This window comes from Lewinella cohaerens DSM 23179, from assembly GCF_000379805.1.
GTDB classification, from domain to species: domain Bacteria; phylum Bacteroidota; class Bacteroidia; order Chitinophagales; family Saprospiraceae; genus Lewinella; species Lewinella cohaerens.
This window is the reverse complement of record NZ_KB903598.1, coordinates 110,130-126,056: the sequence shown is the minus strand read 5'-3', so window position 1 is coordinate 126,056 and position 15,927 is coordinate 110,130. Positions and strand designations below refer to the sequence as shown.

The following is a 15,927-nucleotide window of genomic DNA, read 5'->3' as shown; positions in this document are numbered from 1 at the left end:
GATTGAACGTATGATGTGGAGGTGTGGATCAATATAAATCTGGGTATTGCTGGTTATTAAAAAAAATCCCGATCCACAGCGTAGCCGTGACTCGGGATTTACAAATTGTAATTTGGGGTTAAAATATGCTTTTACAAGCATCGAGAAAGCGTTCAGTAATTTACGACAACTTAGCCATATCTCTTACCAGGATTTTGCCCCGGTTAAAGTAGATTAAATCCGATTTCTTAAGTTCATTGAGTACCAAGGTAACCGTCTGGCGGCTGGTGCAGGTAATGTTTGCAATGTCTTGGTGAGTGAGGCTATGGCGCAGTAACATTTCGTAACCAATACGGTGGCCACGTTTGTTGACAGCATCCTTAATAAAGTCGATGATGCGGGTACGTGCATCTTTGAAGATCAGTGACTCTAAACGATTTTCGGCAGAAACCAAGCGCGAACCAAAAGAGTTCATAATCTTGGTGGTCAGCTGAAAATTGGTGCGCATGAGGCGCTGTAAATCACTTACTTTGAGTACATAGAGGTGTACATCTTCCTTGAGTGCTTGGGCGAATTCGGCACGGTGTTGCTCGCCGATCAAGCCTAGTTCGCCAAACATAGCCATTGGGTGAATAAGGTGCTTGATGACTTCCTTGCCATCTACGGAATGCGTACCGATTTTAACTGTACCCCGAGCCAGAAAGAAAATCTGATCAGAAGCCTCCTCTGGTTGATAGATAAAACTGAAACGAGGTTTTACTTTATATTCCATCATCTCGCTCAGCTGCTCACGTTCTGCGGCGCTAAGACTTTCAAAGAGAGGAAACTGTTGTAAAAAGGTAAGTTTTGCTTCAAGATTCATCGTAAAAGTGTTTTTTAATCCTCCAAACGGGCTTCTGTGATATTCACAGGAAAGCATCCTTTATTGCGTCTTCTATAATAGTAGACACCAAAGATTTGCCCAACCCCTACGCCAGGGAACATTTTTTTCATCTTTTATTTACTTGGGGTTAATAAACACCGTAATAATGATGGTGCCGGAGCCACTCTTCACCCTTACGTAAAGTAAGTCTGCGTCTGTAAAAGTGCGCAGGCCAATAGGCCGGAGCTCGGGGCCCGGAGGGACCGAGGACAAAGGATGGGCAGGAGCGGCAGCGACAGACAGCCTGGTGCCGTAATGGTGTTTGCACCGCAACGCCATTACCGGCATGGCCCAAAAACAAGCCATTAAGAAGAATGAAGGCACTAGTGGAAATAGTGAAGAGATTCCTTAAATTAGCGCCACTTGAACCAAATAAAACATTTTACTGATGCGTACCGTACTCGACCGTTTTCTAGATTATGTAAAGATTGACACCCAGTCTGACCCTGATTCTCCTACTCAGCCTAGCACCATGAAGCAGCTGGATTTGGCGCGGGTGCTGGTTCAGGAGCTTATTCAGCTGGGCTTGGGTGATGCTCACCTAGATGAACACGGCTATGTATACGCCACTCTGCCTGGCAATGTAGATTATGAGGTGCCGGTAATTTGTTTTTGCAGCCACATGGATACTTCGCCTGATAGTAGTGGAAAAGACGTAAAGCCGCTGGTACACCGCAACTATGACGGCAGTGACATTGTGTTGCCCGACGACCCTCATGTTGTGATTCGCATGGCAGAACACCCTGACTTGGCAGAGCAAATAGGCAATGATATTGTAACGGCAAGTGGAACAACGCTATTGGGTGCAGACAACAAAGCTGGGGTAGCAGAAATTATGTCGGCCGTGGCCCATTTGATCAAGCATCCTGAAATTGCCCACGGTACAATTAGAATTCTTTTCACGCCTGATGAAGAAATCGGGCGGGGCGTAGATAAAGTAGACATTGAAAAGCTGGGGGCTCAGTTTGGGTACACGGTTGATGGTGAAAAACGTGGCTCGATGGAAGACGAAACCTTTTCAGCAGACAGCGCTGCGGTAATCATTAAAGGTGTCAGTGCCCACCCTGGCTTTGCTAAAGGAAAAATGGTGAGTGCCCTGAAGGTAGCCGCTGCATTTGTAGACGCACTACCGAAGGACCGGCTGACGCCAGAATCGACGAGTGATAAGGAAGGCTTTATTCATCCGGTGCAGATGAGTGGTGGCGTGGAAGAAACGACCATCCGCTTTATTGTGCGTGATTTTGCAACCGCAAAGTTAGCAGNACACGAAGCAGAGATGCAGACGATTCTTGACAAGACCCTTACCCAATTTCCCGGTGCAACAGGTGAGATCGTTGTGCAGGAACAATACCGAAACATGAAAGAAGTGCTGGATCAGCACCCCGATGTAGTGGCTAAAGCAGAAGAAGCCATCCGCCGCGCCGGGTTGCCGGTATTGAAGCGTTCGATCCGCGGAGGCACCGATGGATCACGGTTGAGCTTTATGGGGCTCCCTTGTCCTAACATCTTTGCCGGAGAACACGCTTTCCACTCCAAGCAAGAGTGGGTGACGGTGCAGGATATGGAAAAAGCAACAGAGGTGCTGATACAGTTGGCGGCGCTGTGGGCAGAGAAGAATTAAGCCTGCCTTTGCCATAGGTAAGCCTTCGGTATCAGAACGATGCGTGGCGACACCGAAGAAATCGCTATGCAGCATACCTATGGCAATAGTCCAGTCAAGATTTTTAATTTATTTTGTTTAAATTATTTTTACTTTAAACAAAAAAGCAGTAGGTTTGAATTCTCCACAGGATTAGGTGACTTTAATCCCTGTACAATCAAAGGAACTACCCCTATTTAGTCGATAGGTGAAATCAGCGTTTTTTTTGCGTATTGCTTGGCTGCTCTGGTATTCAGAGCAGATATAGACGCACGCCCTTAATGGTCGTAAGACCGGGGGTGGTTTCGGCGGTCCGGCAGCTGGGTGGGTCCCTCCCTTTTTGCGGGAACTATGCCGCCGCCCAAAATGTTCTACAACTCCTTGCTATTCTGGCGAAACGCAGAAGGTAGACCTATTGTCTAAATGCTCCCCTTACGATCTTCCTTATTCCACCTTATTATTTCCTGACTATGCCTACTGCCTTCAACATCAAGACCTTCTCCAGAATAATGATCGCAGGTTGCTGCGGATCGGGGAAATCGACCTTAGCCAGGCGACTAGGTCAATATTCCGACTTGCCTCTTATCCATCTCGACCAGGAATATTGGCAAGCTGGGTGGGTAGAACCGAGTGCCGAAGACTGGCGGTTGAAAGTAACCGCCCTTGCACAACAAGACAAATGGATCATGGATGGTAATTATAGCGGCACCTGGGATTTGAGGTTACCGCGCGCAGAACTCGTCATTTATTTGCGCTATCCATTACTGCTGGTACTATATAGGGCCATGAAGCGAATCTTTACCAACTATGGTAAGGTTCGCGAAGACATGGCACAAGGATGCCCCGAACGGTTTAGCCTGAGCTTTTTCCATTTCATTATTGTTTGCCACTTTCATCGTAGTCATGAGCATTTACGACGATTAGAAAATTTACCCCCACAGCAAACCCTACTGGTTTTCCGTTCTCCCAAAGCACTAAACCGTTGGATAAATAGCTTTGAATCACCTGCATAGGAACTAATTGTACGTTGGTACAGTTATACCTTGCCAAGCGCAACCGAAAAGCGGTACAGTTTTTTATCTTTGCGCCCTCAAACCAAGTATTATGGCTAACATTATTCAGATTATCCAGGACAAGGTAAGTGAAGCAGTGCAGACGCTTTACCAAACCGATTTTCCCGCTGCTCAAGTTCCCATCAGTACCACTCGCAAAGAGTTTGCCGGTGACTATACTGTTGTTGTCTTTCCTTTCACCAAAGCAGCACGCAAAGGGCCGGAAGCCATTGCGCAGGAATTGGGCGAATATCTGAGTGAAGAAGTAGCCGAAGTAGCGGAGTTTAATGTTGTAAAAGGTTTCCTGAACTTGGTCGTTAAAGACGACTACTGGAAAGGCTTCCTACTGGATATTGCAGAACAAGCCGACTACGGCAAGCAAGCTCCTAATGGCCAAAAGGTGTTGGTAGAGTTTTCTTCGCCTAATACCAATAAGCCGCTGCACCTGGGGCATATTCGGAACATCCTGCTCGGATGGTCTACTGCACAGATTCTGGAAGCCGTAGGTTATGACGTAAAGAAAATCCAGATCATCAATGATCGGGGTATCGCCATTTGCAAAAGTATGCTAGCTTGGCAGAAGTACGGCAAAGAGACCACGCCTATCTCGACCACCACCAAGCCTGATCATTTTGTAGGTAAGTTCTATGTATTGTTCGAACAGCATTTTAAAGAGGAATACAAAGACTGGCAAGCGACGCAGGAAGGTGAGCAGGTTTTTGCCGACAAGGCTAAGCCAGAAGAAGAGGCTACTGCTTTTTATAAGCGGTACAAAAATACCTACTTCAACGAATACAGCCAGCTAGGCAAAGAGGCGCGGGAGTTGCTACTGGCTTGGGAAGCGGGTGATGAATTTGCAGTATCGCTGTGGAAGAAAATGAACAACTGGGTGTATGCTGGTTTTGATATCACTTACGAAAAACTAGGCGTCACTTTTGACAAACTCTACTACGAATCCAATACCTACTTGCTGGGTAAAGAGATGGTGGATAAGGGCTTAGAAAACAAGGTCTTTTATACCTGCGAGGATGGTTCTGTAGAAGCCGACCTTAGCGATGCAAAGCTTGATAAAAAGAAAATTTTACGGAGCGACGGCACCTCTCTTTATGTCACACAAGATTTGGGTACTGCTCACCAGCGGTATGTAGATTTTGAAGCAGACAAGATGGTGTATGTTGTTGCTGATGAACAAAACTACCACTTCCAGGTACTGTTTGAACTACTAAAGCGGCTAGAGGAACCTTATGCAAATGGGCTTTACCACCTTTCTTACGGCATGGTAGATTTGCCTAGTGGCAAGATGAAGTCGCGGGAGGGAACCGTTGTTGACGCTGATGACCTGATCGCAGAAGTAGTGGATGAAGTACGGCAAAACTCCCAGGAGCGGGATACCCTCAGTGATCTGACATCGGAAGAACAGGAATTGGTCATGCACCAGGTAGGTTTGGCTGCACTCAAGTATTTCATTACCAAGGTGCATCCCAAAAAACGGATGATTTTCGACCCAAAAGAGTCCGTTGACCTACAGGGAACAACAGGTCCTTACATCCAAAATGCTTTTGTTCGGATCAAATCCGTATTACGGAAATGGGAAGGCGCAGCGGCGAGTAAAGCCAATAGCTACCAGCAGCTGGAAGCAGAGGAAAAAAGCCTCATTCTTCAACTCTTCTCCTTTCCAGAAATACTTCTCCAGGCTGCCAAAGAATATGATCCTTCGACTATTGCACAGTATGCTTACAATCTGGCAAAATCTTACCATAAGTTTTACCATGATCATAGTATCTTGAAAGCGGAAAGCGATGAAGCTCGGGACTTCCGGTTGGCGCTCAGTGAAGCTGTAGCCAATAGCCTGGAATTTAGCATGAAGCTGCTCGGCATCGAGATGCCAATACGGATGTAGCAAATGCACTTCTTGAAGTGCCACAAAAGACTTCAAGTACTTAATAACCCCTTACATTTTTCAAGTGTAAGGGGTTACTTTTTTGATTTTAAGCATATTATAATAGTATGAATCAAAAAGCAAGCCTATTTCTCTTTCTCATCATTACAGGTGTCATATTAACGATATTTTACCACGTCCATACCAAAGACCAAATTGTGATATGGCAAAACGGCGTACAGGTAGAGGGCGTTATGAAGTCGTTTACCTTTACCAAAGGGATGCAAGGAAAAATTGCGGTTGACTATAGAATTCAAGGCCGGGACTTAGCAGGTGAAATTGATGGGTTTTACAACGACTATATTTTGAATAAAAATGTAGCTTTATTAATAGATAACAATGATTATCAAAATATTAACTGGGCTGACACTATAAGATTTTGGCTCATTGAATTGATTGTTTTTGGTTTTTGGGGTGGAATACTTTTAACGTCCTCTGCTTCTTATATACTCCTACTCAAGCCCTTTCAAAAGCAACTTGCAGGGTTGACCTTCTGTGCTGTTGCTATTACTTTTATGTTTATCATAGAACAGTACGACAAGTCTTTCGATCTATATATAGATAACGCTGAGCCTGTTTTAGCGACCGTTGTATCGGTTGACACCGAAGTATGTCAAAAGAAAAATGGTAAAAAATCATCTTCTTACACCTGTTACCGGCCTACCTATCGCTATGGCTACGGAAGGCAGAGTTATACCGTTCTTTCAGAACGTACCCTAGAAGAGGAACCATTCCCAGGGAGCACTAAAGAACTTTGGGTATGGAATGAAGACCGCCAAGTCGCCAAAGACCTCAAAAGTCGCTTACCTACTTGGGCTTATTATTTATTTATGGCTTTCTTAGGGATATTTATGGTCATAGGTATACGGTATTTATTAGGCTTTGGAAGAGGCCCCATCATAAATATAGATTAGTGTTTCCTGGAACTAAAATAGCACTCCTCAAACAGTACTATCTCGACAATAGCTGATCATCCAGGTATCAGGGAACAAAAATCCCTTCTTACAGTGTTCTATTTTTTTATAATTAAGTTCCTATCTATACAGGATCGTTTTTCCTCTGACAATTTCCCAAGGACAAACCCATTCTGTGTATATTTGCAGCTCTTTAAAAAGATTCTTTGACTTTTTTGTTGTCAGAGATAAAAAAACAGTCGGCGCATGAGTACGGAAGCTCGCGAAAGCTTGAATTTTATTGAACAGATCATTGTCGAAGATATCCAAAACGGCAAGCATGGTGGCAGCGTTTATACCCGTTTCCCACCTGAGCCCAACGGTTTTTTGCATGTGGGTCACTGTCGGGCGATCGTCCTCAATTTTGATTTAGGGCTTAAATACAACGGCAAGACCAACTTGCGGATGGATGACACCAATCCAACCACTGAAAAAACCGACTACGTTGATAACATCAAAAATGACATCAAGTGGTTGGGGTACGAATGGGACGGCGATGTCCTTTATAGTTCCGATTACTTCGAGCAACTCTATGACTATGCGGTAGTCTTGATAAAAAAAGGCTTAGCCTATGTAGATGACTCTACTGCTGAAGAAATGGCGGCCATGAAAGGAGATACCACTACCCCCGGTAGCAATAGCCCTTTCCGTGATCGTTCGATAGAAGAAAACATTACGCTTTTTGCTGGAATGAGAGCCGGTGAATTCCCCGACGGAACAAGAGTTTTACGGGCAAAAATTGACATGGCAGCGCCAAATTTACTGCTTCGCGACCCTGTTCTTTACCGGATCAAGCATGAACACCACCACCGCACGGGTGACGAATGGTGTATCTACCCACTCTATGATTTTGCGCACGGCCAGAGTGATAGCATCGAAGGGATTACTCATTCGCTTTGCTCACTGGAGTTCCGCCACCACCGCGACGTATACAACTGGTTGATCGAAAAACTAGAGATTTTCCCTAGTCGCCAGATTGAGTTTGCTCGTATGAATGTTAGTTACATGATTACCAGTAAGCGCAAACTGCTAAAACTCGTTGAAGAAGGCCTTGTCACTGGTTGGGATGACCCCCGCATGCCTACCATTGCCGGAATGCGCCGCCGTGGCTACCCTGCTCAGGCGATCGTTGATTTTTGCCGTGGCATTGGTCTTACCAAACGGGACAATGTTATTGAAATTGAACGCCTGGAGTACCATGTTCGCCAGGAGCTCAATAAATCCGCAGACCGCGTAATGGCTGTTCTTGATCCCCTCAAAGTGGTGATCACCAATTACCCGGAAGGGCAAGTGGAAATGCTGGAAACGGTTAATAATCCAGAAGACGAGAACAGCGCTAGCCGCGAAATCCCTTTCAGTCGCGAAATCTATATCGAGCGAGGTGATTTCAAAACAGAAGCCCCCAACCGCAAATATTTCCGAATGGCGCCAGGGCGTAATGTCCGCTTGAAGAGTGCCTACATTCTGCATTGCGAAAGCTACGATACAGATCCAGCAACAGGTGAGGTTACCACCGTCTACTGCACCTATTATCCTGATAGCAAAAGCGGGGAAGACACCTCTGGTGTCAAAGCCAAAGGCACCTTACATTTCGTGAGTGTAGGCCAGGCGATTGAAGCCGAAGTACGGATGTACGACCGATTATTTACCGACGCTGAGCCTACCAGCCACGAAGACAAAGACTTTTTGGAATTCTTCAATGAAGAGAGCCTGAAAACCATTACTGCATACGTAGAACCTAGCCTCAGTAAAGCTAAAGCAGGAGAAGGTGTACAGTTTATGCGCTTGGGGTACTTTGCCGCAGATGAAGACACAACAGAAGCAAAACCTGTCTTCAACCAAACCGTGACTTTGAAAGGTTCTTACAAGCCGTAACAAGCGTTAGTTGGTTGATTCGTTAGATGGTTGGTACAGGAATTCCAGCACTGATGCCTTCCTTGAGGTTCTAGTTCACTGTTGATAAAACGGGGACTAGAACCTCACTCAAGTTTGCCCTATTTATATATCCGCCTTCTTGTTTATTAGGGGCCATGCCGGTATTAGCGTTGCTCTGCAAACGCCACTACGGCACCGGGTCGTCCGCTCTCATGCAGTGCTGCGCATTGCATACCGCTACCACCCCTTGTCCTGCTCTCCCGATGAACGGGATCCGCCGAGCTCCAGGCTTCGCCTTTCGCGCTAATACTAGACTTGTTCTATGGGGCAGTTTGGTGGGAACTATGAGCCAAAGGCGATCAGCGCAGCTAAAATTGATGCATTATCGACCACGTGAAGCCTTTTTTGAGGAGCCTAGCCTTAGCTAAGCGACTCAAAAAAGACACAGTGTGGGAAGATGAGGCGCGATTTGCCCCGAAATGGTTCCAGCAGAACAAGTCTAATACTTGAACCGTAGCCCTCTTCTGTATATATCCCTGTTAACGCAAAAAAAGTTGCCAAAAGAAAACACCTAGAAAAGGAACTTTACCCTTGCAGAAAATGTTATGTTTGTAGTTGGATGCAAAAGTGTGTCCATTTTCATTTTTCTGGGGACGTAATGGCATCGACAGGAAAGTGAACGGTTTAGTAAGCATGCCGGAGTATGATGGCTTATCTCCGTTAACAAATAGTTATCAACCAATTCAAATGGCAACTCACAGTTCGCCATGGCTGCCTAATTCTAGGAATTAGAAAGCCGTTGTGCCGTGCGCTTGACGTCTAATACACAGCGTGCCGCATATCAACACAAACCTTTAGACTAGTTGACCACCCGGCTCCGAGTGCGATGCGAAATTCAGGAGATAAGGTCAGTATCTAGGAGGGTTTCCAATCCTACCACTGGCTCGAAAATCTAACTGGGAAATAAGCATGTAGAAGGCTCTATCGTGCTTTCACTGGACCCGAGTTCGACTCTCGGCGTCTCCACTACAAAAAAAGCGCTGACCATTTGGTCGGCGCTTTTTTTTATCTCCATAATGCTAGTGATTTAATTCTCCATTTTGGTATTTTGGCTGAACTCAAGAAAACTACCTTCCTACCATGAATTTGAATATCACAGACCTTCATTGCGACCTCCTCCTCTACCTGGCAAAAGCACCAGGGGCCAGCATACTTGCTACAGAGGATATTGGCGTGACCCTGCCCTATTTGCAAAAAGGAAATGTAAAACATCAAGTACTAGCCATCTTTGCTACCACAGGTGCCGAGAGTGTACACTGGGGCGAGCTACAACTGCAGGCTTACCAGGATTTGCTGCAACAGCCAGCCTTCTTTGCCCTCACTGATAGTAAGCAACTCGACCAGCCAGTAGAAGACAAAATAGGTATCACGCTAGCTATCGAAAACGCCAGTATTCTTGCCACGGAAGAGGAATCGTTGGAAACTGCCTTTGCCCGTTTGGACAACATTCTAAATATTGGCAAGCGGCTCTTTTACATTACGATCACCCACCACACTGAAAATCGTTTTGGCGGCGGCAACTATAGCACCGTTGGACTAAAACCTGACGGAGAAGCTTTGCTCGACTACATGGCCGAAAAAGATATCCCCGTAGATTTGTCGCATACCAGCGATGCGATGGCCTATGACATCATCAATTATATTGATAAAAAACGCTACGACCTGGCGGTAATCGCCAGTCATTCCAACTTTCGCATCTTACGGGATCATTCTCGCAATTTACCCTCCGAGCTGGTCGTGGAAATCGTCAATAGAAACGGTTTAATTGGAGCCAATTTTCTGCGCTTGTTTCTCGATGGTGATCAACCAAGTTCTTTGTTGGAACATATTCGCTACGGCTTGGCCAATGCGCCTAAGTGTATGGCCTTTGGTGCCGACTTTTTCTACCGTCTTGGTATCCCTGCTCCGGAGCGCCAGCCTCTCTTTTTTCCAGAATACGAGGATGCTGGCCAGTATCCAAAAATTCTACAACAACTAAAGGAGCTAGGGGTAAACGAACAGGAACTGCAAGCGCTCGCCCATGGGAATGCAGAACGATTTATTCGAACGTTTTGGAGTTAATCTAGCCTTGTTAGATCCAGCTCCCGAATCATGAGTAAAAAGGTCCGCGAGAAATCGAGCAAATTATCAAAAGAAAGGGCGCTCACAGAAGGCCGTAATTGTGGATAGCGACTGCGGTGTTTCTTGGCAATTTGATCAATAGCCTTTCGGATGGCTTTGCTATCCAGTTGTTTCGTTTCTGGGTCGCAGTAATTAGGTTGAAAACCCAGGTTTTTGAAATAAGCTGGCTCCGTTACCCGAAAAAACAAATGGAAAAACTCGCGATCAGGCTGCGGTATAGCATAAATAAACAGGCTGTAACCAACGATATAGCAAGGGTAGGCAGCAGCAATTTTGTAGTACCCATTTTCTTTGTACCAGTCCATCTGGTGTAGCTCAGAATCGATAAGGTTGACGATACGATCGTGGGTGACCGGAGCAGTAATTCCGAAGGTCGTTTTCACCTGATACATTTCCCGGCTGTACTCTTTTTCAGAGCGTTCGAGTAAGCTGCGCAGCTCACTGATGATCATTTCATTTTTTTGCTGAACATTCATCGCCGTGTCTTTGGAGAAAAAGCGACGGTGAATGCGCTCCAGTGCTTCCATCGTAAACCCCTCAGGCTTTGTCAAATAATCCAGCTTGTAAATCAACGACAGCAATAAGCAGGCTGTACCACTGGGGTATTCCTCTCGGTCAAGAGCACCATTTTCGGCTTCCTCCAGTGTTCTACGAATTTCCTTGACAATATACTGGTGCTTGATGTGGGTCTCCTCTTCCGATAGCGGGTTCAAATGAGAACTATCAACGGGCTCCATGTGGCCAAATTCCTCTAGCAGTAGATCGTCTTGCTTGTCGGCCTGGGTCGCGACCTCCTTTAGGGCGTAGTATAACTTATAAGGAGAGGCGTCAATGGTATCTGTTTCAAATACCACGGTGATATGATAATCAGGATCAAGGGCGTAACGGCTAAATTTGAGCGAATAGTTCTGTTCGACCAATCTCCTTAGCAATTCTGGCCGAGGAGCACTAATTCTTGCTACCCGAGCTTCTACTCTTAATCGTTGGCGTGTGGCCCAGCCAACTACTCTTTTACTGCCCTGAAATAATTCAAACGCGAGGCCTTGTTCACTTTTCTCCCATACGACATTCTCTTCTTCTTCGTCTCTCAAAAAATAAAGAAACTGCTCGTAGGAAGCCAGATACTTACCGTTTTCAAAATCAGTAAGCGCTGCATCCCAAGCGTCATAGCAGTCAGTAGACTTATAGGAGTCGCTATAGCGCCCAAAACGAATATCGGGCTGAGCATTGGCTTCATCTTTATTACCGAACCAGCGTTCGAAAAAGCTCATAGGTTTTATTTGACACCAAGTACTTTGTACTTAGTTGGCTTGTTTTCGGTGATAGGTCAGTACGGCACCATCAGCGCCCAACAGACTTAATTCCAACATTTCGTCAGTTTGGTTCAAAATAGCAAAGCACATTTTTTCATAGGCACTGGATAGCACAAAACAGGGCAATTCCGGCCCTTGGCCACCAGTACACTCTTCTGGACAAATCTGATAGTATGTCATATTTTCTTCCACGACTTTTTCTCCTTTATAATAGGAAACATATTTGCCTGGCAAAAACCTGACAGCCTCATTTTCATCATATGCAGCCACCCATTCGCCCATCATGCCATTGAATCCGACAGGAGCTTGAGCCACACCTTTGATGGAATAAGAAACAGGAATAGAGTCAGCAGGCAAGCCCGCTAGAGGTTCCTTTACAGTGTATACTTTAGGTGAAACATAGGCGGCCTCTGCCATAGGGGCAGCACTAGTCGCTGCATTGGGTTTTGGGGTATCACAAGCCCAGAGCAGTAGGGTAAAAAGGAGAAGAGGTAAATATTTCATGTTTATAGACTTTGTCCGTTCGTAAAAATACTAATTCTAAGTCAGTTCCTTAACCTAATTAACTTTTACAGCAAGAAGTCTAATGTAATAACCTAACTATTGATTTGTAAATCAATTCCTTTCCAGTTAATACCCGACAACTCCGGCTTACCATTGGCTCCGATTTTATATAGCACGCTCACATTTTCAATATCCGTCGATAATACACCATCCTCTTGTGGATAAAGTTGGGTATTAAACTCAAAGAAGCTCTTCATTCTACGCTTTGAGGTAGCAAACAATTGTCCATTTTTTTCAAAAACATCAATAGTTTCACCTGCTATTGAATATTTCCCAGTCAAATGCTTCACTAAGTTATACTGCGTTTTTTCAATGATTATTGGAATATGTTCGTACTCAAGAACTGCATTTACCCAAGGGTCGTCCTGTGCTTGATAAGCTTTGAAAAGATAATCAACCTTTACCTCTGGAACGATAGTTGACCTATTGTCTGCATCCCAACTGGTTGGCCAAAATTTATTGGTTAAGGAAATGCGCAGCCTTGAATTTGGTAATTCAATAACCTTCGTATCGCCAACCATATTAGGCCCTTCGCCAGTAGGTTCTCCAATCAAAATTGCTTTGGTATTGAGCTCCAATATCGAGGTAAGTTCTAGTACAGTGCCACGGGTTGCCCTGCTTGTAAGCACAAATAATTTGCCACGTTGATTCACCCCCTCATTCTCTGCGATCATATCTGTAAATGGTTTTAGTTTAAAACCATTCCCACCTCCGCCATAACGATTATCAATGACCAACCGACTTACCTCCAACGTTTTAATTGCCGTCTCTACTTCCTCTACAAACTGCTTAAATGATACTCCTTCTTTATTATCAGTGATGGCCAAAAACTGTACAAATAATGTTTGTTTTTCTACCAGGTATTCCACCCAGTAATTTTCACTCTCGTGCCGTATAGAAACTGAGTTTAACTGACGGTGGCTAGCAAGCTGACGGTGGAGTTTGATATACGCTGAAACTTCTTCGTACACTACAACAGCCTCCTGACCAGAGGCAACCCCTAAAGTTATCTCCTCCGCCATAGGAGTCTTCATGGCTGCTGCCAACCAGGTATCGATTTGCCAATAAAAAGGAAACAAGTAAGTCTGAAAGTAGTGATTATCGGCAGGAGAGAAGGCTTTCATTGCTTGCAAAACATTGGCAACAGGAACCTTGTTTATTGTTTCTATTTTTTGCCCGATTAGATTGCTATATTTTTCACTTGCATCACAGATGTAAAGTCCGTCAGCAAACAAATAGGTCTTCAGTGGCAGTATTTTACTACCTAAAACCTCTTGAAAAGGATAGATATCACATCCATCGTCCTTTACTAAACTAAGTATCTCTTGAAGGGCTAAGGCCGTTTGGACACCATCCAGAGTGGGCAAATTTAATTTCAGAGCTGTTACTTTAGCTTGTAACTCCTCCTCACTAAGGCGATCCTCTATATCTGGAACTGTTTTTAGTAACTGTTCATATAAAAAATCAATATCTGTTCTCCATTGTTCATCCGTAATCTGTTCAAGGGGCTGTGCATTAACGCAAGGTGCTAACCCTGAAACAAAGCAAAGGAAAAAAAATAGAAAAAAAGTATTGTATCTCTTATTAAGAATCGAAAGCATAAAAAGTCTCATTAATAGTTATTTTAATCATAGCCCTAAAAAGTTACTTTTAGTAGTTACACAAAAAAAGACCGTCTAGCAGATGGGACGTTGCAAGATATATGCTCTAAATTAACATTCTTGAACAATTTTTCTGCCTACCAACTCTTCGTGATCATATACGCTCCTTTGATTTGTAACGTTGTAGACCCTAAAGTCAAAATTTACCAGACAAAAAGGGGTTTGGCTTAGTCAAATTGCATTGTTACCACTATACCTGCTATTTTTGCGGCAGCAAAAGCCTAGATATGTCAGTTCAAGTTGAACAACTAACGAAAATTTACGACACCCAACGCGCGGTGGATCATATTGCCTTCGAAGCCAAACCCGGAGAAATCCTTGGTTTCCTAGGCCCTAACGGTGCGGGTAAGACCACCACCATGAAGATGATTACCGGCTACCTGCCCCCCAGCGAGGGGAAATTGACGGTTTGTGGGATTGATGTCGTGGAAGATACCCTGACCGCTCAACGCGAGATTGGTTACCTGCCAGAAAACAACCCCCTCTACAAGGATATGTACGTGCGGGAATACCTGACTTTTGTCGCTCGCATCCACAAGTTGGCCAAACCTGAAAAACGTATCAATGAGCTTATTGACATGACCGGGCTGGGCCGTGAGCAGCATAAACCTATTGGAGCGCTCTCCAAAGGTTACCGCCAGCGGGTGGGCTTGGCTCAAGCCATAATTCACGACCCGCAAGTGCTCATTCTTGACGAACCGACTTCTGGCCTCGACCCCAATCAGTTGGCAGAAATCAGGAGCCTTATCAAGCAGCTGGGTGAAAAGAAAACCGTGATTTTCTCTACCCACATTATGCAGGAAGTACAAGCCCTCTGCGACCGGGTTATTATCATCAACCAGGGAAAACTCGTGGCCAACGATCCTATCGAGAGGTTACAATCCCGATTACAAGGAGAAACGATTGTAACCGTTGCTTTTGCGAAGCCTGTAACCAAGGCAGACCTCGCTGCAATCTCCGGGGTTCGTACGGTTGAATCATTTGGGAAAGACCGCTGGCGATTAGCCTCCGTAGGCAAACAAGATATCCGCGAAGCTGTTTTTCAATTAGCGGTGGCGCAAAAGGCTCCTTTATTAGAGTTGCGCCGCGATGAACTGAGTATCGAGGATGTATTCCGCCAATTAACGGAACAAAAAGCGAAGGCATGAAGTACGGTTTGAACCTGGTTTTATTATTTTGTTTTCTTGGTTTGTATTCACAAACAGCCGCTACTGACAGCGTTTTGGTGGATGTCAACTTTCGCTTTACCGATGGCCTTTATACGAATGCCGAAGCCTTGCGAACCAACCAGCCCAATATTACTTTCAAAACCCTGGCCGGAAACCTGGTTGTACAAGAAGAGGAGTATATTCTAAAAGTCGAAAACTTGTACCCTAAAGGTCGCCCCGACCTTCCTGTTGCGTTGCAAAACATAGATTTCATTTGCCTCAATGGCCTGGCTTATACCCGTGCTTATGTGGATACCATCCGTAATTTCACGGTCTATGCAGGCTTGCGGGTTCGTGGTCGTTTGTGCTATTTCGCTTATGAACAAAACCAGCCGGATACCGTCTTGATAAAAGCCTATAACCCAATGACGGGAATACCCTTTCGGCAGCAAAATGTAATCCGCGAAAAACCCATGCTCACGGAGCGCGTTCTGGCCCTGGCTACTGGCGAAACCAGCCCCTTTGACCGGATGAACCTCATGCGACTGATGGCCGATGACCCTGCGTTGACCAAATCACTGGAAAGCCTTTCTATAGAAGATGCAGAAAAACGCCTCCAGCGTACTTTACTCATCTATGATGATCGCCACCCTATTTATCTGCCTGCGCCTTCTGAACTCACCAATTAGATTAGTACAAAC

The 15,927-nt window shown here is 45.1% G+C and carries 13 protein-coding genes and 1 other RNA gene; 9 read left to right on the top strand and 5 right to left on the bottom strand.

Going from position 1 to position 15,927, the window contains the following annotated elements; all coding sequences use genetic code 11:
- Positions 1 to 160: 160 nt before the first annotated feature.
- Together A3EU_RS0126135 and A3EU_RS34420 are read right to left on the bottom strand one after the other, a co-directional pair.
- A complete protein-coding gene (locus A3EU_RS0126135) occupies positions 161 to 841 on the bottom strand; it encodes a Crp/Fnr family transcriptional regulator (RefSeq protein WP_020539143.1) in 681 nt (226 codons plus the stop codon).
- A gap of 138 nt (positions 842 to 979) precedes the next feature.
- Positions 980 to 1,225 (bottom strand): hypothetical protein, encoded by a 246-nt coding sequence (locus A3EU_RS34420; protein WP_169433401.1) that lies wholly within the window; start codon positions 1,223 to 1,225, stop codon positions 980 to 982.
- Positions 1,226 to 1,289: 64 nt separating this feature from the next.
- Between A3EU_RS34420 and pepT the strand changes: the two genes are divergently transcribed.
- From pepT to A3EU_RS0126095, 7 genes are all read left to right on the top strand, one after another.
- Entirely contained in the window at positions 1,290 to 2,522 is a 1,233-nt protein-coding gene (gene pepT / locus A3EU_RS0126130; RefSeq protein WP_020539142.1) for a peptidase T, read from the top strand.
- Between the two features lie 488 nt (positions 2,523 to 3,010).
- Positions 3,011 to 3,553 carry a P-loop NTPase family protein gene (locus A3EU_RS0126120; protein ID WP_052331340.1) on the top strand — a complete coding sequence of 181 codons (543 nt, stop codon included), beginning with the start codon at positions 3,011 to 3,013 and terminating at the stop codon, positions 3,551 to 3,553.
- A 91-nt stretch (positions 3,554 to 3,644) separates the two neighbouring features.
- A complete protein-coding gene (gene argS / locus A3EU_RS0126115; protein ID WP_020539139.1) occupies positions 3,645 to 5,492 on the top strand; it encodes an arginine--tRNA ligase in 1,848 nt (615 codons plus the stop codon).
- Between the two features lie 107 nt (positions 5,493 to 5,599).
- Positions 5,600 to 6,445, top strand: a complete 846-nt coding sequence (locus A3EU_RS0126110; RefSeq protein ID WP_020539138.1) for a hypothetical protein — start codon at positions 5,600 to 5,602, stop codon at positions 6,443 to 6,445.
- Between the two features lie 246 nt (positions 6,446 to 6,691).
- The gene (locus A3EU_RS0126105; protein WP_020539137.1) at positions 6,692 to 8,359 is read left to right on the top strand and encodes a glutamine--tRNA ligase/YqeY domain fusion protein; all 1,668 of its coding nucleotides are present in this window, start codon (positions 6,692 to 6,694) and stop codon (positions 8,357 to 8,359) included.
- Positions 8,360 to 9,008: 649 nt separating this feature from the next.
- Positions 9,009 to 9,388: a transfer-messenger RNA gene (ssrA, locus tag A3EU_RS33520) on the top strand.
- Between the two features lie 111 nt (positions 9,389 to 9,499).
- Positions 9,500 to 10,480 (top strand): dipeptidase, encoded by a 981-nt coding sequence (locus tag A3EU_RS0126095; protein ID WP_020539135.1) that lies wholly within the window; start codon positions 9,500 to 9,502, stop codon positions 10,478 to 10,480.
- Here the strand turns inward: A3EU_RS0126095 and A3EU_RS0126090 are convergent.
- The 3 genes from A3EU_RS0126090 to A3EU_RS0126080 all read right to left on the bottom strand — a co-directional run bounded on the left by A3EU_RS0126090 (position 10,477) and on the right by A3EU_RS0126080 (position 14,030).
- Entirely contained in the window at positions 10,477 to 11,811 is a 1,335-nt protein-coding gene (locus A3EU_RS0126090; RefSeq protein ID WP_020539134.1) for a type III secretion system chaperone family protein, read from the bottom strand. The two genes, A3EU_RS0126095 and A3EU_RS0126090, sit on opposite strands and share 4 nt — an antisense overlap.
- 30 nt (positions 11,812 to 11,841) lie before the next feature.
- Positions 11,842 to 12,357, bottom strand: coding sequence for a hypothetical protein (locus tag A3EU_RS0126085; RefSeq protein WP_020539133.1), 516 nt, complete (start codon positions 12,355 to 12,357; stop codon positions 11,842 to 11,844).
- Positions 12,358 to 12,449: 92 nt separating this feature from the next.
- Complete coding sequence (locus tag A3EU_RS0126080) at positions 12,450 to 14,030, bottom strand: S41 family peptidase (RefSeq protein ID WP_020539132.1); 1,581 nt, start codon at positions 14,028 to 14,030, stop codon at positions 12,450 to 12,452.
- Positions 14,031 to 14,305: 275 nt separating this feature from the next.
- Between A3EU_RS0126080 and gldA the strand changes: the two genes are divergently transcribed.
- On the top strand, positions 14,306 to 15,226 hold the full coding sequence (gldA, locus tag A3EU_RS0126075; protein ID WP_020539131.1) for a gliding motility-associated ABC transporter ATP-binding subunit GldA: 921 nt from the start codon (positions 14,306 to 14,308) through the stop codon (positions 15,224 to 15,226).
- Positions 15,223 to 15,915, top strand: coding sequence for a hypothetical protein (locus tag A3EU_RS0126070; RefSeq protein WP_020539130.1), 693 nt, complete (start codon positions 15,223 to 15,225; stop codon positions 15,913 to 15,915). Before gldA ends, A3EU_RS0126070 begins: the two co-directional genes overlap by 4 nt.
- Positions 15,916 to 15,927: the final 12 nt, after the last annotated feature.

Excerpts from the sequence above, each read along its gene's own strand:
- A3EU_RS0126135 (WP_020539143.1), bottom strand. The coding sequence starts at position 841 with ATGAATCTTGAAGCAAAACTTACCTTTTTACAACAGTTTCCTCTCTTT.
- A3EU_RS0126120 (WP_052331340.1), top strand. The coding sequence starts at position 3,011 with ATGCCTACTGCCTTCAACATCAAGACCTTCTCCAGAATAATGATCGCA.
- argS (WP_020539139.1), top strand. The coding sequence starts at position 3,645 with ATGGCTAACATTATTCAGATTATCCAGGACAAGGTAAGTGAAGCAGTG.
- A3EU_RS0126110 (WP_020539138.1), top strand. The coding sequence starts at position 5,600 with ATGAATCAAAAAGCAAGCCTATTTCTCTTTCTCATCATTACAGGTGTC.
- A3EU_RS0126105 (WP_020539137.1), top strand. The coding sequence starts at position 6,692 with ATGAGTACGGAAGCTCGCGAAAGCTTGAATTTTATTGAACAGATCATT.
- A3EU_RS0126095 (WP_020539135.1), top strand. The coding sequence starts at position 9,500 with ATGAATTTGAATATCACAGACCTTCATTGCGACCTCCTCCTCTACCTG.
- A3EU_RS0126090 (WP_020539134.1), bottom strand. The coding sequence starts at position 11,811 with ATGAGCTTTTTCGAACGCTGGTTCGGTAATAAAGATGAAGCCAATGCT.
- A3EU_RS0126085 (WP_020539133.1), bottom strand. The coding sequence starts at position 12,357 with ATGAAATATTTACCTCTTCTCCTTTTTACCCTACTGCTCTGGGCTTGT.
- A3EU_RS0126080 (WP_020539132.1), bottom strand. The coding sequence starts at position 14,030 with ATGAGACTTTTTATGCTTTCGATTCTTAATAAGAGATACAATACTTTT.
- gldA (WP_020539131.1), top strand. The coding sequence starts at position 14,306 with ATGTCAGTTCAAGTTGAACAACTAACGAAAATTTACGACACCCAACGC.
- A3EU_RS0126070 (WP_020539130.1), top strand. The coding sequence starts at position 15,223 with ATGAAGTACGGTTTGAACCTGGTTTTATTATTTTGTTTTCTTGGTTTG.